Here is a 19,702-nt window from a genome sequence, read left to right on the forward strand (position 1 = left end):
CTCAGCCTTCCACAACCGGCACGCGCTGCGCCAGCGCACACATCAACTCATAGCCGATGGTGCCGGCCGCCGTCGCCACGGCGTCGATCGGCATGCCGCGTCCCCACAGCGTGACCTCGCTGCCGACGCCAGCCGACGGCAAGCCCGTCAGGTCCACGGTCAGCATATCCATCGACACCCGGCCCACCAGCGTGGTCGGCGCACCGTCCACCAACACGGGCGTGCCCATCGGCGCGCTGCGCGGATAGCCGTCCGCATAGCCGCAGGCCACCACGCCGATGCGCATCGGGCCCTCGGCCTGGTAGCGGCTGCCGTAGCCGACCACGTCGCCGGCGACGATGTCCTGCACGCCGATGATCTCGCTGCTCAAGGTCATGGTCGGCTCCAGGCCGAACGATGCCGCCGTGGCGCCGCCCGGCGAGCCGCCGTACAGCATGATGCCGGGACGTATCCAGTCGTTGCGCAAGGTTTTCTGGTGCAGCAGCACCCCCGCCGAATTGGACAGGCTGCGCGCGCCCGCCAGCCCGGCCGTGCCCAGCTCGAAGCGGCGCACCTGCTCGGCGATCGGCAGCAGCGGATGCTCGGCGTCGTCGGCGTTGGCGAAGTGGGTGATCATGGTGATGCTGCCGACGCAGGAAATCGCGCTCAGGCGCGCATGCGCGGCGGCGTAGGCGTCCGGCATGAAGCCGAGCCGGTTCATGCCGCTGTTCATTTTCAGATGCAGATCAAATTTGATGCCGCGCGTCGTCAGCGCCGCCTGCGCCGCCTCCAGCCACGCCAGCTGCTCGACGCAATGCACGGCGGCCTGCAGGTTGTAGCCGGCCATGGTGTGCAGATCGGCCGGATCGAAGAAACCCTCCAATAACAGGATGGGCTTTTTCCAGCCCAGCTCGCGCAGGCGCACGGCGTAGTCGACCTCCACCAGCGCCAGCCCGTCGGCCTCGGCGAAACCACGCATCGCCCGCTCCAGGCCGTGGCCGTAGCCATTCGCCTTGACCACCCCCCAGGCCTTGGCGCCGGGCGCATTGGCCCTGGCGCGGGCCAGGTTATGCTTCATGGATTCAACGTGGATGGTTGCGAGGATCGGCCTAGGCATATGCAATGTGAGCGGAATATGGGAAGGCCGTATTTTACCGTGTAGCCGCCTGACTGGACGGCTCAATTCTTGGGGATACGATCAAAGCATGGTATAAAGCAAGCCAGATAAGTTTTCAGGCACCCCAGAATGAATCGTGGTTTCTATACCATTATGGCAGCGCAATTTTTTTCGTCCCTGGCGGATAATGCGCTGCTCTTTGTTGCGATCGACCTGCTGGTAACGATGAAGTCCCCGGCGTGGATCACACCGCTGCTGAAGCTCTCATTTACGCTCTTTTACGTGCTGTTGGCCGCATTTGTCGGCGCTTTCGCCGATTCGATGCCCAAGGGCAAGGTCATGTTCATCTCCAACCTGATCAAGGTTGGGGGTTGCCTGCTGATATTCGCCCACGTCCATCCGCTATTGGCCTATGCGCTGGTCGGTTTTGGCGCCGCGGTCTATTCGCCGGCCAAATACGGCATCCTCACCGAATTGCTTCCCGCAGAAAAACTCGTGGCCGCCAATGGCTGGGTCGAAGGCTTGACCGTGATGTCGATTATTTTCGGCACCGTCCTGGGCGGCAAACTGGTCGGCAACCAGATGTCTTCCTTCCTGCTGGGCTTCGACTTCCCGATGGTCGACACCGGCATCGACACCGCGCCCGAGGCGGCGCTATGCGTGGTGGTGGCCATCTACATGCTGGCGGCGCTGTTCAACACCCGCATCCCGGACACCGGCTGCGTCTACGGCCACCAGGAACGCAACCCGATCAAGTTGATCACCGACTTCGCCAACTGCTACGGCCTGCTGTGGAAAGACAAGCTGGGCCAGATCTCGCTGGCGGTCACCACGCTGTTCTGGGGCGCCGCGCAGACCTTGCAATTCATCGTGCTGGAATGGGCCAACCGCACCCTCAAACTGAGTTACGAACAATCGACCAGCCTGGTCGGCGTGGTCGCCGTCGGCGTCGCGCTGGGCGCTGTGCTGTCGGCGCGCTTCATCTCGCTGCGCAAATCGCTGAACGTGATCCCGATGGGCATCGCCATGGGCGTCATCGTCATGAGCATGACCATGGTCAAATCGGTGGCGCTGGCCTATCCGCTGCTGATCCTGGTCGGCCTGCTGGGCGGCTTCTTCCTGGTGCCGATGAACGCGCTGCTGCAACACCGCGGCCACGTGCTGATGAGCGCCGGCCACTCGATCGCGGTACAGAACTTCAATGAAAACCTGTCCATCCTGACCATGCTGGCGGTGTACTCGCTGATGCTGCGCGGCCACCTGAACCTGGACGTCATCATCGTGCTGTTTGGCCTGTTCCTGGCTGGCACCATGTACTTCATCATGCGCAAGCATGCGGCCAACCAGCGCGAGTTCGATTCGGTCGCGCTGATCGGCGAGCTGAAACACTAATCGTCGATTAAGCCGGCAGCGCACCGTCCTGGCGGCGCTGCGCGGCCTGCGCGCGCCAGTCGTCCGGCACCACGAAGCCGCGACACCGCTCCACCAGCCACTCCCCCCGCTGCTCCAGCTCCGCCACCATCACCGGCGCGGCCACCTGCGTCATGTGCTCGTGCAGCGCTGCCAGCAGTTCATCCCTGCTCATCGCGGTCGACTCCAGCGGCATCTTCAACGGCGCCAGCCAGTGCAGGCGCGGCATGATGGCGTAGCGCTCGCCTTGCAATGCAGCGGCCTGCTGCAGCGTGATCCAGAAGCCCTTGCAATGCGGCTGGGAGATGCCCGCCATCGGCGCCGCGCCTTCGCCGCCTGGATAGAACAGCCAACCCTTGACCAGCGCCTGCGCACGCGCCACCGGCTGTGGCAGCAAGGGCTGGGCGGCCGGATGGCTGGCCAGCGACAACTGCTTGTCGAAGATCTTGCGCATCTTGGCGCCCAGCGTGTCGGCCAGGTTGGGGCCGATCAGGCCGTTGAAGTCGGCGCCGGCCTCGCTGGCGTCGAGCAGATAGAACTTGGTGGCGAATTCCAGGTGGACCAGGTCGTCGCCGTCGCGCAGCAGGAAATCGAACTCGCCGACGGTGTCGTTGCGGCTGGCGCGCACTTGCAGGCCATGCGCGACCAGCTTGCCGTGCTCGGCGAAATAGAAGGCCATCAGCTTTTCCGCGTACAGGCCGAGGCGCGAATAGTGGCGGCTGCCCAGCGCAGCATCGAGCGGAATCGGGTCCTGCTCCAGCGCGGCCAGCCAGTCGGCCGTTTCCGGCGACACGGCACCCAGCGTGGCGATGCGGCCGTGCCAGTGCGGCGAGACCGGGTCCAGCAGATCGGGGGCGTCCAGCAGCCAGGCCAGCGCGCGCACGTGTGGACGGGTCAGGTGCCCCCAGCGCTGTTCGAAGCGTGCTTGATAGCTGTCCGCCGGCGTAGACGTGTTCAACGGCGCGGCGAGCGGCAGGCTAGTCACGGGCAGCCTTGGCGAGACACAGGTCGCCCCAGGCCTTGGCCTTGTCTTCCGGCTTGCGCAACAAGTCGTCCGGGTGATAGGTGGCCACCACCGGCAGCTGGGCGGCGCCGTAGCGCATCACCTGGCCGCGTGTGGCCGGGCCCATCATCAGACCCTTGGCGGCGTGCTGGCCGAAGGTCATGGCCATGGTCGCTCCGGTCAGCGCCAGTTCGCGCTCCAGGAATGGACGGCAGGCCAGCAACTCCTCGCCGCTCGGCGCGCGGTCGGCGCCATCGGGGCCGGACGGGCGGCATTTGACCAGGCTGGTCACGTACACGTCCGCCTCCGGTTTCAGGGAGATGGCTTTCAACATATTGTCCAGCAACTGTCCCGCCTCGCCGGCGATGACCTGGTTTTCCTTCTCGTCCAGGCGCGACGGCGCGGCGGCGATGGCGAACCAGCTGGCGTCGGCGGCGCCACGGCCGTTGACGGCGTTGCGGCGCGTATCGCACAGCGCGCAGCGGGTGCAGGTGGAGACGGCGGTCTTCAACGCCGGCCAATCCATCGCGGCGATGGCGGCATCGCCGACCGGTTCGGCGCGTGCCGGCACGGGCGCCTCGTCGAACCAGGCGGTCGAGTCTTCGTCGGCCGCCGCGAACTCTACCTCTTCGGCTGGCGGCTCGGGGTTGAACGATGGCGCAGGCGTTGGCACAGGCGCCACCACGGGGGCTGGTGCAGGTGCCGGCGTTGGCGCCGAAACGGCGACTGGCACTGGCGCAGGAACGGGCGCCGGCGGCGCTTCAGCCACCACCGCTACCGGCTCCTCGGCCACGTCATACTCAACGGCCGCCTCTTCGCCGACTGGCGGATTGCGCAACTTCCACTGCACCCCCACGCCCATTTCGTCGAGGAACACGGTGCTGCGGGCTATCGTCTGACTCATACACTGAACCGCATAACGATTGCGTCCTCGCGTTGCTGATTGGCGGCCGGGTAATAGCCCTTGCGCCGACCGATGTGTTGAAATCCGTAGCGCTCATAAATCTCCAGCGCCCGCGTGTTCGATGGCCGCACTTCCAGCAGCACCGACTCCATGCCCAGCCCGCGCGCGCAAGCCACGGCCTGGTTCAGCAGGAACCGTCCCAGGCCCTGCCCCTGCCGCTCCGCCGACACCGCCACATTCAGCAGATGCGCCTCGTCGACGATAGTCATCAGCAGGAAATAACCCAACAAATCGCCACGCTGGTCGCGCAGCACCCACGCCTCATAATTGCTGTTGAGGGAATCGACGAAATTAGCCATGCTCCAGGGATGCGGATAAACGCTCTCCTCCAGCGCCACCACATCGAGCAAATCGGTTTGCCGCATCGGCTCATAGTTCAGCCGCGCCAGGTCCCACATCTGCTTCATGCGCCACCTTCAGCGGCTTTGGCGGCCGCCATGTCGCGCCGTTCGGCCTGGGTGTAGGCGATCTTGTTACGCAAATACAGCGGCTGCGCCTCGGCCGCCGTCACGGTCGTGCCGGCGGCAAAGGCGATCGCCGCCAGCTGCGCAACCTGCTCGGCATGCGGCATCACCTCGGCAAAGCCGCCGCCGGCAAACGCCCCGGCATAGGCCGCCAGGCCGTTGCCGCAAGCGACGGGCGCGCCCTGCGGCTGCACGCCCTCGGGCGCCGACAGCGCGGGCGGCAGCACCGCCTCCGGCGCCGCGCCGTCCGCAAAGCGGTACTGGGCCCAGTACACCTCGCCCATGCGCGCATCGAGCACCGCCAGCACGTCGCCGGCGCCATGGCGCTGATGGCAGGCCAGCGCCATCGCCTCCAGCGTCACCACCGGCACCACCGGCAGGTTGCCGCCGAAGGCCAGGCCCTGGGCGATCCCGCAAGCGGTGCGCACGCCGGTAAACGAACCGGGGCCGGAGCCGAAGGCGATGGCGTCGCAGTCTTTCAAGGCGATAGCGGCTTCGGCCAGCAGCTCCTGTATCATCGGCAGCACCGATTGCGAATGGGTGCGCACGCCCGAGGACACGCGGCTGATGACGGCCCCGCCGCGCAGCAGCGCGACCGAGGCCAGTTCGGAGGAGGTTTCAATGGCAAGAATAATAGGCATGCCGTATTTTAACCTGCCGCGCTGGCAGGCGCGACCCCGCGAGGGGATGTAGAATACGCCCCTTAGGCACAGAGGCCGCCGTTAGCCCACGAATACCATGCACAGTGTGACCCTGAATTCCGAGAATCGCGCAGAGATCGCCGCCGCCCTGGCCGGCGAGCGCTGGATCGTGGCCTGCCTGTGCGCGGCCTGGTGCGGCACCTGCGCCACCTACCGCGCCACGTTCGAGGAACTGGCCGCGCGCCACCCGGACAAGTTGTTCGTCTGGATCGACATCGAAGACCATGCCGACGTGGTCGGCGACCTGGACGTGGACAACTTCCCAACCCTGCTGCTGCAGCACCACGAACTGGTGGCCTTTTTCGGCACCATGCTGCCGGACGCCGCGCTGGCGCACCGCCTGATACAAGCCAAGTCCGCGCTCAGCGACGCCGAACTGGCCGAACTGGCCGTCAGCAGCGAAGAACGCCGCCAATGGCAAGCCGACTGCAACCTGCGCACCTTGATGCGCAACGCGCAGGCCTGAACGCCGGCGTCATCAAACGCCGTCGCAAGCCACCGGCAGCGCCTCGGCCTTCCAGCGCAGCATGCCGCCGGCCAGATTGGCGACCTGGCTGAAGCCGGCCTTGGTCAGCAGCACGCTGGCCTGGGCCGAGCGCACGCCCGAGCGGCACACCGCCACCACCGGCCGCGCGCGGTCCAGCTCTCCCACGCGATCCATCAGCTGCGACAGCGGCACCAGCCGCGCGCCTTCCAGATGGCCCAGTTGGTCGATGAACTCCGGCACCTCGCGCACGTCGACGATCTGCGCCTCGGCCAGATGCTCCAGCAACACCATCGGCTCGATCTCCCACACGCCGCTGAAGCGCAAGGTCAGCGGCGCCCAGGTCGGCGCATCGGGCGCGGGCAGGTTGCCTTCCGGCTGGCCGCAGCGCATATTGGCCGGCACCGCGATCGCGATCAGCTTCGGATGCGGCAGGTGCAGATTGTTCATATGCCCGGCAAAGTCGCCCTCGTCCACATCGCCGCCCAGGCGCGGATTGAAGCGGCGTTCCTCCGCCACGCTGGTCACGGTGATGCCGCGGTAGTCGTGTGCGGGATAGAGCAGGCAGGTCTCGGGCAGCGACAGGATCTGCTCGCGCACCGAAGCAAACAACTGCTGCGGACTGCCCTGCTGGAAATCGGTGCGGCCGCAGCCGCGTATCAGCAGGCTGTCGCCGGTGAAGGCCATGCTTTCGTCATCCAGCACAAAGGTCAGGCAGCCGTTGGTGTGGCCGGGCGTGGCGCGCACCGTCAGATGGCGGCTACCGAAATCGATACGATCGCCATGCCGCAGCGGACGGTCGGCCAGTTCGGCGCCCGCCGCCTGCGCCAGCGCGATGCGGCTGCCGCAGCTTTGGTGCAGGCGCCAGGCGGCCGTCACATGGTCCGCGTGGACGTGGGTGTCCAGCGTGGCCAGCAGGCGCAAGCCCAACTCCTTCAGCAACGCCAGGTCGCGCGGCGCCTGCTCGTACACCGGGTCGATCAGCAGCGCCTCGCCGCTGTCACCCAGCAGATAGGTGTAGGTGGAGGATGTTGGATCGAAAAGCTGACGAAAAATCATGATGGCGGCATTCTGAAATATCAAACAACCCTAAGCTTAGTCTGCCTGCCCGGTCCTGTGCAAGTGGCGCCTCTCACCGGGAATAGACAAACACCAGCTTGCAGCCTTGCCTGACGGCTTCAGGTTTGAATGCGGTGCGTTTAACAGCGCTGATCGCGACAGCGTCGAAGACCTTGGCTGGCGCAGATGCCTCTACGCCGATATTCTGGCCGTGGCCGTTGCCATCCAGGTCGAATCGGACCACAACCCAACCGACCGCGCCCGAGCGCAGCGCTTCTTTGGGCCAGGTCGGCATCGCGGAGCGCTCAATTTCATGAGCGCACTGCTCGGTCTTTTCGAGCGTTGGCGCCTTGTCAGGGTCTGAGCCAAAGGAGCTATCCGGAGTTTGCGCCCTCGCCAGCGCACAGCAAGCGATAAGAGCCGCCATTAAAACTCGACGCATCGATGGTTTCCTTTTTAAACTGCCGATCCAATGCGGCAGGATGCGGGAGGATAGCATCTGGCATGCTTGAAAATGTGCGCGAATTGTCACGCCGGCGCTGGCGCAATTGCGTAGCAAGAAACGGGTAGCCCATCATCCGCCGCCTCCCTATGCTGGAGCCTCCCTATCACTCCAGCAGAAGGAAAAATCCATGCATCAGCTAACAGGAAAAGTGGCGATCGTCACCGGCGCAAGTTCGGGTATCGGCTACGAGACGGCCAGGCTATTCGCGCGTGAAGGTGCAAAGGTGGTCGTGACGGCGCGCCGCCAGAGCGAACTCAATGCGCTGGTCGCGGACATCGAACGTGACGGCGGCGAGGCGGTCGCCGTCGCCGGCGACGTCCGCGACGAGCAACTCGCGCGGGCACTGGTGGAGACGGCGGTGGGCCGCTTCGGCGGGCTCGATATCGCCTTCAACAACGCCGGCATGACGGGCGAAGCCACACCGGTGTGCGACATTTGCATCGACACCTGGCAGGCCATCGTCGACACCAACCTGACCAGCGCCTTCCTCGGCGCGAAATATCAACTGCCGGCCATGATCAAACGCGGCGGCGGCTCCCTCATCTTTACCTCGACCATCGTTGGCAGCACGGTCGGATTTCCTGGCATGGGCGCCTATGCCGCCAGCAAGGCAGGCTTGATCGGCCTGATGCAGGTCATCGCCGTCGAGTATGGCACCCACGGGATAAGAGCCAACGCGCTGCTACCCGGCGGCACCGACACGCCGATGGGCCGGGCCAGCGCCAACACGCCCGAAGCCCGTGCCTTCGTCGAAGGCCTACACGCACTCAAGCGCTTGGCACTGCCGGAGGAAATCGCCCGCTCGGCGCTCTATCTGGCCTCCGACGCATCAAGCTTCACCACGGGATCGAACCTGATAGTGGATGGCGGCAACTCGGTCAACCGGACGTGAGTTGCACCGCCGGGTGATTGCGTGGTGTCTTCACGCGGGCGGGATAAGCGCGGACTGGGCGGTACGTCTGGAGCGAAACATTAGGAAAATTGGGTAGAGTGCCATAGCTCGAACTCGAACTGACGGTGGATCGCCGATAAGTTAGATTTTTCCTTAGACCGCTACCGCCCCGTTGCGGACCATTGCGATTCTACATGGCGGTCGTTCAACGTTTGAATTCAGCGGTCGGCGAAAAGCGCGGCTTTTTAACGGTCAGCTGGAATGATGGGTGAGCCTAAATTATTTTATTCATATCGACTGAGTAACCAGCATTTCGCAGCTCTTTTGCAACTGAAAGATGCCATGCGCCATGATTGTCCAGTGGCACATAAACTACCCCACTAATGTCATTTGGAATTTCTACGTCCCCCTTGACCAAGGCGCAAACATTGTGACGCCCAAGCTTGCCAATTAAGTAACCATGCTCAAATACGACGTTTTGCCTAGCGCGTGATTTTTGCGTTTTCTCTCCAGCAAGGCCGCCAATGTCACAAGGTGTGTACAAGACGATGGCGAATCCAACGTTTGTATGTACCTCGATTTTCTCGATAATGGTTTTTCCAGAACTTGCCTGCTCATGAAGAATGATCGCAGAAAAACCAAGCTTCTCAATAAAACGCGCCGCCTCAATTTTAGCAAGATCGTCTCGACCATGAACAATAAATACCTTGGTCAGATCAAGCGCGGTTGAATTATTTTTCGTAGAGCTCTTGGCCGGCAAAGAGGATTTCGCTTTGTCGAAAACGGTGTTTGTGATGTCTTTCGTGTGTTTTTTATATCCAACGATGTCACTTGGTGATACATACATAATCACGCCAGCTGGCATATGGTCATTTTCGTATTTCGAAAGCTCTTGTGTGGTTTTTTGTGTTTCTTTGATCGAAATGCGCTTGATTTCTCCGAACTTGAGAAAATAGCCATCAAACTGAAAGTCCTCTTTCCTGATAAATGGAAAGACAATTCGCTCTTCAATATCCGTCAGGTCGGTTTTGTCTAATTCGAAGTACTGCTTGTTTCTCCCAGCCTTGCCAACTTTCTCAGAAGTTTCGATGAGTACCTGGTAATACATTTATGAATTTCCTTCGCTGGAAAATTTATGGGCTAACGTTCAAAGTAACAGGATGCTGGAGCGCACAGCGCGTAAGCAGTCCTGTTGATCGCATAGTTGGGCAATACGAGCTTCATACCGTGCGCCTGAAAAGAAAACCAACTCCCAAAATTGCTGCGGCCGTAAGAACTAAGTACGCTACGCCTTCAGCAACGCCAACCACACCATTCGAGGTCAGTTCATTCGAAGGTGAGCTAGTAATCCCGACACCAGAAAGCTCACAAAACGCAAGGAAGCCAAGAACAAGATAAACGGCGAAAGAACTTGAGATCAAGAACAACCATGGGCGGGACAGATACCACGCAGGACGTATGCAATGACGCTGGCCTCAATTAAGGGCAGCATCATCATGAACGACCTCGGTAACGATTTTAAGAGAATTCTGATCATAAGGCCAACGTAGAAGTGAGCGGCCTGCGCGGCATTTCGCGCAGGTCAGCTCGACTGCCGGGTTAGAAGGGCAAATTGACGAGGCTCCTGTCATTTATTTTTTGGGGGATTGCTAGATTTGCTAGGTTTGAGGGACGGTGTATTCCCGGGTGTGGTTTTGTTATCACGGCGGCGCTGGTCCGGCTTCCCTGTTGATTTTGCTATCGGCTTTGGTCCTGGTTTAAGTGCCATGAATTCTTTCCATTGTGGTTTGAAAATTACAGTGTGCGCGTACCTTCTAACGTGTTATATATTGCAAAACAGTAATATAACATGGGCAGTTTCGATATAAACCCCACTATCTGACGACCAGGAGCCCGCCTGCCTATTGAGCTCATTGGAAGTGTGCTGTGTGCATGCACAGTATTAACAAAACTGGCAAAAGTTGCAAGCCTCCCCTGACCTCGGTCCGGCTTTTGGACCAGGTCAGGGAGTGGCTCGTTGTGGTTCTAGACTTGTTCTCACGCCAGGTCATCGGTTGGTCAATCAGTTCTCGGATCGACTGCTCGAGCCGTTTTGGGGGCGATGCTTCAATGCCCGCTTTTGGCCGGATTCCACGGGCGGCATCAAACTGTTGTTGAGCGGACGCCGTAGTTTGTACGCTCGGCTAAATCGTTATGCGAGATATTCAATCGTCCCTCCCGACGTGGACTGAAGATATTTTGCCGTTCTCTCGCAGAGCACTTGCGAAGGTGACCTTACGACCAATACCAACGGGTTCCCAGATACGGGATCGATGTGAACTTGATCTAGTTCAGTTCCACCACGAAGAGACAGTGAAAGTTCAGTCCATTCCGTGTCAAAAGCATTGTAGCTATTTCCGTCGGAGTCGGTGTCACATCCTTTACCCCATAAGCTATCTGCAACCAAGTGAAAGACAGGACGAGGTCCCGGACTTCTTAGATAAATTGTGTAGCTAGAGCCCATTTCAGCCGCAATATCTGTGCCCATAAAAGTAATCAGTACCCTAGTCAAATTTCAGAGGTCCGTTTTTGGCCGGTAGCCGAAGCGCTTGGCTGCTCCTGACGGGCTGGCGCGGTACAAATCGACTACCCTGCAACGGCTGCCCATAATGCATCAAAATCAGCCTGGGATATTTCCTTACCCTCAAACTCTTCCATCGCGTTTATTTCAACAATCGAAGGTACGGAAACAGTGCCTAGTTCAACGCCCAGTTGAGATGTGGCAGCACACGCAAATCCCGCACGACCATCCTCGAAAAATTCCAGCTTCCGTATCTCATATCCATCCGAATCGATTTCAGATACTAGGCGGATTGGGTATTCCGGGTTCTGGTGCAACCACTTCACTTCTATGTATCTCACTGTTGACTTCCTCTTCTTACCGGCAGTTTCTGGCCGTCAGCGGCATAGTAACGTAACGCGCATGCCGTCAGTACGTATATGTTTCACAGAGCACGAAACGATATTTCATCTTATTCCATAAATCCCCACGCCCTTGAAGAAAAATGAGTTGCCCATATTCGTCCATACTTGTTTCACGTCCTGTTCTGCGCAGCCATTCATCGTAGAATGCGTCAAAGTTATCCTTGGATAGCTGTGGCAACAGATATGCCGAGTAATCGAACACAGAAGCAAAGTCGACATTTGATGACAACATAGTCATCGGCAATCGTTCGACTCCTAACAGGTCCATCAATGTCCTTAGCTCGTCATTATTTTCGAGAACGACCTGAAAGTATTCTTCACAATTCTGGTTCATGGCCTCAAGTGAGGCGTATACAGCCGTGATTGGGTTATTGGACACGGCAAACACATAACTATTCATTCAATTCCTTGTTCGCGTGAATAGGTCAGCTCTTGGCCGGAAGCAGATGAGCGTCATTCCTTCGAACCAAAAAGCTCTTGGCGTACGATTCGAAAAAACGCAATGTGATCGTTTATTGGTGCTTCAAATGGCATGCAAATTCTATCCATCAGCTTCTTGACCTCCCGTTTCGGAAAATCTTCGAGATCATCAAGTACTGCCTTCATTGCGAGGTTAGATATCGCATTCAATTTTGCCACATCCTCGCGCATCGCCAAATCTATGATTCGACTCCAGTGTTTAGGATCATTTATGTCCAGCTTGGTTAAGCTTTCCCACTTTGTATCGTCGATGTACTCAACATCAAGATACTTCAACCAAGACATGAAGTCCTCGCAGTTCTTCATCAAGTTCCTACAGTAAAGCCTTACACACAAGGTACAGCGATCAATAGCATCCAACACGGCTGCTACGAACGGCGGCTCCTGGCCGATTGCTGCCCGGCACCTGGGATGATGTACCAATTCAAATCTGATCCCCGCGTTTCAGCGGCGACCTGATTGCCAGCTAGGATAGTTGTACCGCTGAGTGATTGCGCGGGGTGGCATCTTCATGGAACAGATCGGCCAGGTATTCGCATAGCTCATGCTCCGCAAGCTCGCCTGGCACGACGAAATCCGCAGGCCGGCGCTTACCCTCCGCTCCGAAGTAGAACGCCCGCCACGCGCCCTGCCCGCCGCTGATGGCGATCAGCCGCCCGAACACATTGAAGCGCAACTCGCTCACAGCGTCAGCGGCAGGCTGCGCAGGCGCTTGCCGGTCAGCTTGAACACCGCGTTGGCCACCGCCGGCGCGATCGGCGGCGTGGCCGGCTCGCCCATGCCCTCGGGATGCTCGGCGCTCGGCATGATGATGGTCTCCACCTCGGGCGCCTGGTTCATGCGCACCACCGGATAGTCATGGAAGTTGGTCTGCTCGACCTTGCCGTCCTTGATCGTCACCGCGCCGAACAAGGCAGCCGACAGCCCGAACACCACCGCCGATTCCACCTGCTGCGCAATGATGTTGGGATTGACGGCGATGCCGCAATCGACCGCGCACACCACCCGGTGCACGCGGATCTCCGAGCCCTCGACCGACACCTCCGCCACCTGCGCGACGATGGTGCCGAACGACTGGTGCAGCGCCACGCCATGCGCGCGCCCCGCCGGCGCAACGCCGGCCCTGGCCACCGCCGCGTCCAGCACCGCCAGATGGCGCGGGTGCCGCTTCAGCAGGCCGCGCCGGAACGCCACGCCGTCCTTGCCCGCAGCATGCGCCAGCTCGTCGATGAAGCTCTCTTTGAAAAACGCGTTGTGCGAATGCCCGACCGAACGCCAATACCCCAACGGCACCGGACTGTCGACGATCACATGGCGGATGCGCTGGTTGGCGAATTCATACTGCATATCGAACTCGCCTTCGACCGTGGTCTTGTCCGGCCCACCGGGCGGCAAGCCCAGGTTGCGCTTGAAAAACTGGTGCGACACCGAACCGCTGGCCGACTTGTTATCGTAGCCCAGCACATTGCCCGCCGCATCCAGGCTGGCGCTGAAGCGCGCCAGCGCCGCCGGGCGGTACACGTCGTGCGTGGTGTCGTCCTCGCGCGCCCAGATCATCTGCACTGGCAGGCCGCGTGTCTCTTTTGCCAGCGCCACCACCTGCGCCACCATGTCCACATCCAGCCGCCGTCCGAAGCCGCCGCCCAGCAGCGTCACCGCCAGCACCACCTTGTCCGCCGGGACGCCGGCCACCTTCGCCGCCGTCTCCACCGCAAAACCGGGCGACTGCGTCGGCGCCCACAGGTACACATAACCGTCCTTGACCTGCGCCGTGCAGTTGATCGGCTCCATCGCCGCATGCGCCAGATAGGGCGCGCGATATTCCGCCGTCAGGGTTTTGGCGACGCCGGCGACCTTGCCCTCCACCGCGTCCATGTCGCCTTCCTTGTAGTAGGCATGGCCCGATTCCGCATCCAGTTTGGCCGCGAATTCCGCGTAGATGGCGGCGCTCGACAACTTGGCCCGTTCGTCGGTCGACCACTGCACCGGCAAGGCCAGCGCGGCCTGTTTGGCCTGCCACCAGGTCTTGGCCACCACCGCCACGCCGGCGCCGGCGCCGGTCCTGGCAGCCAGCGCGCTGGAAAAATCGACCACCCGCATCACGCCCGGCATCTTGAGCACCGCATCCTTGTCGATGCTGGCGACCGTGCCGCCGATCACCGGCGACATGCGCACCGCCGCATAGACCATGCCCTCGGGACGCACGTCGAGGCCAAACACCGCCGTGCCGTTCACCTTGGACGGCGTGTCGCGGCGCGGCTGCGCACGGCCGATCAGCTTGAAATCCTTGGGCGACTTCAGGCGAATCTCGCCCGGCGACGCGGTGGCGGCGGCAATCGCCAGCGCGCCGTAGGCCAGGCGCCGGCAGTCGGCGTGGATGACGGAACCGTCTTCGGTGCGGCAGTCTTCCACGCGCGCGTTCCACTGTTTGGCGGCGGCGGCGACCAGCATCGCGCGCGCGGCGGCGCCGGCTTCGCGCATCGGCTGCCACGCATCCTTGACGCTGGACGAACCGCCGGTGATGACCAAGCCCAGTTCGCGCGCCACCTTGCCGACGGTCCAGCTGACCACCGCTTTCAGGTTGCCGTTGTCGTCCGGATGGAACGGCAGGCCGTCCTTGAGCATCGCGATATTGCCGTAGATTTTATCGGCCGGCGCCTGCACCAGCCGCACCGCCGACAGCGGCACGTCCATCTCTTCGGCCACCAGCATCGGCAAGGCGGTGTGCACGCCCTGCCCCATCTCGCTGCGCGCCATGGCCACGCTCACGGTGCCGTCGGGCGCCACCGCGACCCAGCCATTGAGCGCGATCGAAGCGCCGCCCAGCAGCATCGGATGCGAAGCATGCAGGCGCTGCCTCGGCGGCAGCGCGCCCCAGCCCACCACCAGCGCGCCGAGCGCGGCCACGCCGCCGAAAATAAAGCGCCTGCGCGAACTCTTAGATGGCTGCACTGGGGTCTCCGATCGTTTATGGTTGATGCCAGCGGGTCAGCAAGTCTTGCGCTGCCACCGGCTTGCTGTAGAAGTAACCCTGCGCCAGACGGCAACCGTGGCGCAGCAGGAAGGCCGCCTGCTCTTCGGTCTCCACGCCCTCCGCGATCACGGACAGGTTCATGCTCTTGCCCAGCTGGATGATGGCGATGGCGATCGCCTCGTCGTTGACGTCGGTCGAGATGTCCTTGATGAAGGAACGGTCGATCTTCAAGGTCTGCACCGGCAGCTGCTTCAGGTAGGCCAGCGACGAGTAGCCGGTGCCGAAATCGTCGATCGCCAGGCCCACGCCGATCGAGTGCAAATCGTTGATGAAGACCATGGCGTCGCCGGTGTTCATGATCACCGACTCCGTCACCTCCAGTTGCAGGCGGTCCGGCTCCAGCCCCGTCTCGCGCAGGATGTCGGCCACCATGTTGACGATGCTGCCGCGCTCGAACTGCTTGGCCGACAGGTTGACCGCCATCTTCGGCACGTGCAGGCCGGCCTGCTGCCAGCGCACCATCTGGCGGCAGGCTTCTTCCAGCACCCACTTGCCCAGCTGGTTGATGAAGCCCGTATCCTCGGCCAGCGGGATGAAGCGGATCGGCGGGATCAGGCCCAGTTCGGGGTGGTTCCAGCGCACCAGCGCCTCCACGCCGATCAGGCGGCCGGTATCGATTTCCACCTGCGGCTGATAGTTGAGGAAGATCTCGTCCTTCTCGATCGAGCGGCGCAGGAAGGTCTCCAGCCGCAGGCGCTCGACGCCCTCGCCCGTCATCGACGGCGTGTAGAAGCTGTAGCCGTTGCGGCCGCGCGCCTTGGCCTGGTACATCGCCACGTCGGCATTCCGTATCAGCATATTCAGGTCGATCGCGTCTTCCGGGAACACGCTGATGCCGACGCTGCAGGTGACGAACAGCTCGTGGCCGGCCACCATGAACGGCTGCTCGAACATCTGCACCAGCTTCTCGGCGACCTGGCTAGCGCCGAACTGGTTCTCGATATTCTCCAGCAGTACGATGAATTCGTCGCCGCCCAGGCGCGCCAGCGTGTCGCCCTCGCGCAGGCGCTCGAGCAGGGCCTTGGCGACCTGCTTGAGCAGCTCGTCGCCGATGTGGTGGCCCAGCGTGTCGTTGACGTTCTTGAAGCGATCCAGGTCGATGAACAACAGCGCCAGCTGCTCGCCGTCGCGCGCGGCGCGCAGCAAGGCGTGCTGCAGGCGGTCGTGGAACAGCAGGCGGTTCGGCAGCGCGGTCAGCGGATCGTGGTGCGCCAGGTGGTCCAGCTTTTCCTGCGATTCCTTGGCCTTGGTGATGTCGCTGAACACGCCGACGTAATGCGTGGTCTGGCCGCGGGTGTCGCGCACCGCGCTCACCGTCAGCCATTCCAGATACAGCTCGCCGTTCTTGCGGCGGTTCCAGATCTCGCCGCGCCAGAAACCGGTTTCCACCTGCTCGGTCCACATGTCGGCGTAGAAGTCGGGGTCATGGCGGCCGGAGCGCGTCAGCGTGTGGTCGTGGCCCAGCGCCTCCTGCTCGGTGTAGCCGGTGATCTGCGTGAAGGCCGGATTGACGGCGACGATGATGCCGTGGGCGTCGAGCACCACCACGCCGTCGGCGATGTGTTCGATCACGGTGGCGGACAGACGCAGCTTTTCTTCCGCCTCCTTGCGCGCGGTGATGTCGGCGTACACCCAGATGCTGCCTTCGTTGGCGCGCTTGTTGTCCAGCGCGTAGCCGCTGACCATGCACCAGAACAGGCTGCCGTCCTTGCGGCGGTAGTGGCGCTCTTCGTTGAAGTAGTCGCCTTCCGACAGCGACGGATACTGGCGCGCGCCGGCCGATTCGAAATCGAAGGAGTTGGGGAACACGATGGCGGTCGAGGCGCCGGTCATGGCGCCCGGCTCGTAGCCGAACAGTTCCTCGCAGCGGCGGTTGACCGAGACGATCTGGCGGTTACGCACGAACATCACGCCGAACATCACGTTGTCCAGGATCGCGCTCTGCTCGGCCAGCAGCGCCTCGATGCGCATCTCGTTGTGCTTGCGCTGGCTGATGTCGGAGATGATGCCGTCCACCCACGGCGCGTTGCCGGCGCCGTCGTGCGGCTGCGGCTGGCCGTTCTCGGCCACCCAACGCTCGGTGCCGGCGGCGTCCAGGATGCGGTATTCGACCTCGTAGGGCTGGGCGCCGCGGATCGCGTCCGACACCGCGCGGCGCTGCTTCTTGCGGTCTTCCGGCGCGATCAGGTTGGTCCACGAATGGGTGGTGCTGCGCATGAACTGCGCGGCCGAGTAGCCGGAGATCTCCTCGATGGCGTCGGAGACGAAATCGATCGGGCCGTCGGGACGGAAGCGGAACACCGCGCCCGGCACCTGCGTGACGATGGTGCGGAAGCGCTCTTCGCGCTGGCCGATGTCTTCGAACAGGCGCTTGATCGCCACCCGCATCTGCTCCAGCTGGCTGGCCAGGCGGCCCAACTCGTCGTTGCCGACCAGGTCCAGCCGGGTCTCGAAATCGCCGTGCGACAGGCGGTCGGAGAAGCGCATCAGCTTGCGCAATGGTTTGATCAGGCGGGAATTGAGGAACAATACGATCAGCAGCAGCGACACCATCAGCTGCCCGGCCAGCACGAACACATAGGACAGCTGCTTCTCGCGCAGCTCCTGCTGGCTGCGCGCGTCGTCCATCTCGACCGTGATGCGGCCGATGCGCTCGCCGCGCACCAGGATCTCGCGCTCGGCGCGGAACACATTGCCAGCCGCCTGGCGCGGCGAATGCACGCTCATGAACTGGGTGTCGGCCTGGCCGACCACCTCCACCTGCAGCACCGACTGGTCGCGCATCACCGATTCGACCAGCGAATGGGCCGACTCGGCATTCATATTCCACAGGGATTCCTGCATGCCCAGCGCCAGGATGTCGGCATTGCGCTGCAGCGACTCCTTCAGCGTGGCGCGCGCCGACTGCTGCTCGTGCACGCCGATCAACAGGTAGCTGCCGATGATGGCCGGGATCACCAGGCCGCCAAACACCACCAATAACAGCGCACCATAGATCGATAGGCCGTACAGGGCGCTGAGCCGGGTACGCATCCGCTGGTAGAAGGCGCTAATCATGCACCGGTACGTGGTAGTGATAAGTTTGCATCATCTGTTTAAAATTGGTTAGTCGCGCAAACTTGAAGATTACTAACTGGAATTATGCACGGAAATACATCGAAAAGTCATCGTGCAAGCAAAAAACCCACAGGCAGGCTATCATCGCGGCTCAATTCAACAGAGGGCCTTGCCATGACCACTTTCTCCATGTATTCCGCCTCCATTCCCGTGTTCAAGCAAATTCTGAACAGCCTGCTGGTCATCCTCGACAAGGCTGAAACCCACGCCGCCGAGAAAAAGATCGAGCCTAACGCGCTGCTGCAGTTCCGCCTGTTCCCGGACATGCTGCCCTTCACCCGCCAGATCCAGATCGCCTGCGACTTCTCGAAAGGCGCCGCAGCCCGCCTGGGCGGCCTGGAAGTGCCGTCGTACGAAGACACCGAAACCAGCTTCGCCGAGCTGAAAGAGCGCATCGTCAAGACCCTGGCCTACATCGACAGCGTGCCGGCCAGCGCCATCGAAGGCAGCGAAACCCGCGAGATCACCACCGGCAGCGGCGAGAAGACCAAGCACTTCACCGGCCAGAGCTATCTGTTCCACTACGCGCTGCCGCACTTCTTCTTCCACGCCACCACCGCTTACGACATCCTGCGCCACAACGGCCTGGACATCGGCAAGAAGAACTTCATCGGCACGTATTAACCCCCAGCCACACCGGGGTCAGACCCCGTTCGGGGTCTGACCCCAAGCTTGCGGGGTTCAGGTATTCCGGCGCGGGTAGCCCTGCGCCAGGATGCGCTGCCACACCAGCTCCTTCTGCTCGTCGTTCATCGACACCCAGTGCGCCACCTCGACCACCGACCTGCCGCAACCGCGGCAGATCTCGTCGAAGGTGGTGGAGCACACCGCCACGCAGGGCGTATCCGGCCGCACCGGCGCATCGGCCATCATTTCACCTGCATCAGCTTGTCCCAGCCGTCATGGCCCAGGGCGCGCAGCGTCTCGATGTTCTTTTCAAAGATGTCGCCCGCTTCCGGGAAAGCTTCCACCGCACGCTCCACGCTCTCCTCGCGCAGCAGGTGCAGCGTCGGGTAAGGCGCGCGGTTGGTGTAGTTTTCGATATCGTTCTTGTGGGTGTCGGCGAACTGGTAGTCCGGATGGAAGCTGGCCACCTGCAAAATGCCGTCCAGCTCCAGGTCTTCCAGCGCGGCGTCGGCCACGTCGAGGAACTCGTTGTAGTCCTCGAAGTCGGCCAGCACGTTCGGATGGATGATCATCGTCGTGTCGACCTTTTCCGGCGAGGTCTCGGCCAGGTATTCCAGCTCTTCGATCAGCTTTTCCAGCAATTCCTCGGGCGTGGCGGCCTCGCAGACCACGTAGCGGATCTGCTTCTTCACATGCACGGCCTTGGCAAACGGACACAGGTTCAGGCCGATGACGGCCTTCTCCACCCAGTTGACGGTCTCGGCGATGACGGCGTCGTGATCGATGACGGGCTTACTCATAGTTCAATTCCTTGGTGACTGCTCAAAAGCAGAATTGTACGCACTCTTTGCGCGAACTCATACTTCAGCCATTTTGCAGCGATCTCCGCCTTATTTACATAG

At 61.6% G+C, this 19,702-nt stretch carries 20 protein-coding genes; 4 read left to right on the plus strand and 16 right to left on the minus strand.

Annotated elements, in window-relative coordinates; genetic code table 11:
- Position 1: 1 nt before the first annotated feature.
- Positions 2-1,096 carry an alanine racemase gene (gene alr, locus KVP70_RS19025; RefSeq protein ID WP_217943744.1) on the minus strand — a complete coding sequence of 365 codons (1,095 nt, stop codon included), beginning with the start codon at positions 1,094-1,096 and terminating at the stop codon, positions 2-4.
- Positions 1,097-1,225: 129 nt separating this feature from the next.
- Between alr and lplT the strand changes: the two genes are divergently transcribed.
- Positions 1,226-2,488: a lysophospholipid transporter LplT gene (gene lplT, locus KVP70_RS19030; protein WP_217943745.1), complete on the plus strand. Its 1,263-nt coding sequence runs from the start codon at positions 1,226-1,228 to the stop codon at positions 2,486-2,488.
- A 7-nt stretch (positions 2,489-2,495) separates the two neighbouring features.
- Here the strand turns inward: lplT and KVP70_RS19035 are convergent, their stop codons facing one another.
- The 4 genes from KVP70_RS19035 to tsaB are packed head-to-tail and all read right to left on the minus strand — an operon-like array spanning position 2,496 to position 5,578.
- Positions 2,496-3,491, minus strand: coding sequence for a DUF1853 family protein (locus KVP70_RS19035; protein WP_217943746.1), 996 nt, complete (start codon positions 3,489-3,491; stop codon positions 2,496-2,498).
- Positions 3,484-4,413 carry a uracil-DNA glycosylase gene (locus KVP70_RS19040; protein WP_217943747.1) on the minus strand — a complete coding sequence of 310 codons (930 nt, stop codon included), beginning with the start codon at positions 4,411-4,413 and terminating at the stop codon, positions 3,484-3,486. The genes KVP70_RS19035 and KVP70_RS19040 overlap by 8 nt, the downstream gene beginning before the upstream one ends.
- A complete protein-coding gene (rimI, locus tag KVP70_RS19045) occupies positions 4,410-4,880 on the minus strand; it encodes a ribosomal protein S18-alanine N-acetyltransferase (RefSeq protein ID WP_217943748.1) in 471 nt (156 codons plus the stop codon). The genes KVP70_RS19040 and rimI overlap by 4 nt, the downstream gene beginning before the upstream one ends.
- A complete protein-coding gene (gene tsaB, locus KVP70_RS19050; RefSeq protein WP_217943749.1) occupies positions 4,877-5,578 on the minus strand; it encodes a tRNA (adenosine(37)-N6)-threonylcarbamoyltransferase complex dimerization subunit type 1 TsaB in 702 nt (233 codons plus the stop codon). The genes rimI and tsaB overlap by 4 nt, the downstream gene beginning before the upstream one ends.
- Positions 5,579-5,675: 97 nt before the next feature.
- Here tsaB and KVP70_RS19055 point away from each other — a divergent pair, with 97 nt between their 5' ends.
- Positions 5,676-6,104, plus strand: coding sequence for a thioredoxin family protein (locus KVP70_RS19055; protein ID WP_217943750.1), 429 nt, complete (start codon positions 5,676-5,678; stop codon positions 6,102-6,104).
- A 12-nt stretch (positions 6,105-6,116) separates the two neighbouring features.
- Here the strand turns inward: KVP70_RS19055 and KVP70_RS19060 are convergent, their stop codons facing one another.
- Both KVP70_RS19060 and KVP70_RS19065 read right to left on the minus strand, forming a co-directional pair.
- Entirely contained in the window at positions 6,117-7,181 is a 1,065-nt protein-coding gene (locus tag KVP70_RS19060) for an MBL fold metallo-hydrolase (RefSeq protein ID WP_217943751.1), read from the minus strand.
- Between the two features lie 73 nt (positions 7,182-7,254).
- Positions 7,255-7,680 (minus strand): energy transducer TonB, encoded by a 426-nt coding sequence (locus KVP70_RS19065; RefSeq protein ID WP_217943752.1) that lies wholly within the window; start codon positions 7,678-7,680, stop codon positions 7,255-7,257.
- A 133-nt stretch (positions 7,681-7,813) separates the two neighbouring features.
- On the opposite strand from KVP70_RS19065, the gene KVP70_RS19070 reads away from it, so the two are divergent.
- The gene (locus KVP70_RS19070; protein ID WP_217943753.1) at positions 7,814-8,578 is read left to right on the plus strand and encodes an SDR family oxidoreductase; all 765 of its coding nucleotides are present in this window, start codon (positions 7,814-7,816) and stop codon (positions 8,576-8,578) included.
- A 274-nt stretch (positions 8,579-8,852) separates the two neighbouring features.
- Here KVP70_RS19070 and KVP70_RS19075 read toward each other — a convergent pair whose 3' ends face one another.
- From KVP70_RS19075 to KVP70_RS19105, 7 genes are all read right to left on the minus strand, one after another.
- Positions 8,853-9,686 (minus strand): TIR domain-containing protein, encoded by an 834-nt coding sequence (locus KVP70_RS19075; protein WP_229224929.1) that lies wholly within the window; start codon positions 9,684-9,686, stop codon positions 8,853-8,855.
- A 1,517-nt stretch (positions 9,687-11,203) separates the two neighbouring features.
- Entirely contained in the window at positions 11,204-11,479 is a 276-nt protein-coding gene (locus KVP70_RS19080; protein ID WP_217943754.1) for a DUF6881 domain-containing protein, read from the minus strand.
- A gap of 67 nt (positions 11,480-11,546) precedes the next feature.
- Positions 11,547-11,942, minus strand: coding sequence for a hypothetical protein (locus KVP70_RS19085; RefSeq protein ID WP_217943755.1), 396 nt, complete (start codon positions 11,940-11,942; stop codon positions 11,547-11,549).
- A 53-nt stretch (positions 11,943-11,995) separates the two neighbouring features.
- Positions 11,996-12,328, minus strand: a complete 333-nt coding sequence (locus KVP70_RS19090; RefSeq protein WP_217943756.1) for a hypothetical protein — start codon at positions 12,326-12,328, stop codon at positions 11,996-11,998.
- A 160-nt stretch (positions 12,329-12,488) separates the two neighbouring features.
- A complete protein-coding gene (locus KVP70_RS19095) occupies positions 12,489-12,707 on the minus strand; it encodes a DUF7661 family protein (RefSeq protein WP_217943757.1) in 219 nt (72 codons plus the stop codon).
- Positions 12,704-14,929 carry a xanthine dehydrogenase family protein molybdopterin-binding subunit gene (locus KVP70_RS19100; RefSeq protein ID WP_217943948.1) on the minus strand — a complete coding sequence of 742 codons (2,226 nt, stop codon included), beginning with the start codon at positions 14,927-14,929 and terminating at the stop codon, positions 12,704-12,706. Before KVP70_RS19100 ends, KVP70_RS19095 begins: the two co-directional genes overlap by 4 nt.
- A 61-nt stretch (positions 14,930-14,990) precedes the next feature.
- On the minus strand, positions 14,991-18,113 hold the full coding sequence (locus tag KVP70_RS19105; RefSeq protein ID WP_217943758.1) for an EAL domain-containing protein: 3,123 nt from the start codon (positions 18,111-18,113) through the stop codon (positions 14,991-14,993).
- Positions 18,114-18,287: 174 nt separating this feature from the next.
- Between KVP70_RS19105 and KVP70_RS19110 the strand changes: the two genes are divergently transcribed.
- Positions 18,288-18,797, plus strand: coding sequence for a DUF1993 domain-containing protein (locus tag KVP70_RS19110; RefSeq protein ID WP_020706036.1), 510 nt, complete (start codon positions 18,288-18,290; stop codon positions 18,795-18,797).
- Between the two features lie 57 nt (positions 18,798-18,854).
- Here the strand turns inward: KVP70_RS19110 and KVP70_RS19115 are convergent, their stop codons facing one another.
- Positions 18,855-19,043 (minus strand): DUF1289 domain-containing protein, encoded by a 189-nt coding sequence (locus KVP70_RS19115; RefSeq protein WP_217943949.1) that lies wholly within the window; start codon positions 19,041-19,043, stop codon positions 18,855-18,857.
- Positions 19,043-19,600: a DUF1415 domain-containing protein gene (locus KVP70_RS19120; RefSeq protein WP_217943759.1), complete on the minus strand. Its 558-nt coding sequence runs from the start codon at positions 19,598-19,600 to the stop codon at positions 19,043-19,045. Before KVP70_RS19120 ends, KVP70_RS19115 begins: the two co-directional genes overlap by 1 nt.
- Positions 19,601-19,702 lie beyond the last annotated feature (102 nt).

The organism is Duganella violaceipulchra (assembly GCF_019166075.1).
Classification (GTDB): Bacteria; Pseudomonadota; Gammaproteobacteria; order Burkholderiales; family Burkholderiaceae_D; genus Rugamonas; species Rugamonas violaceipulchra.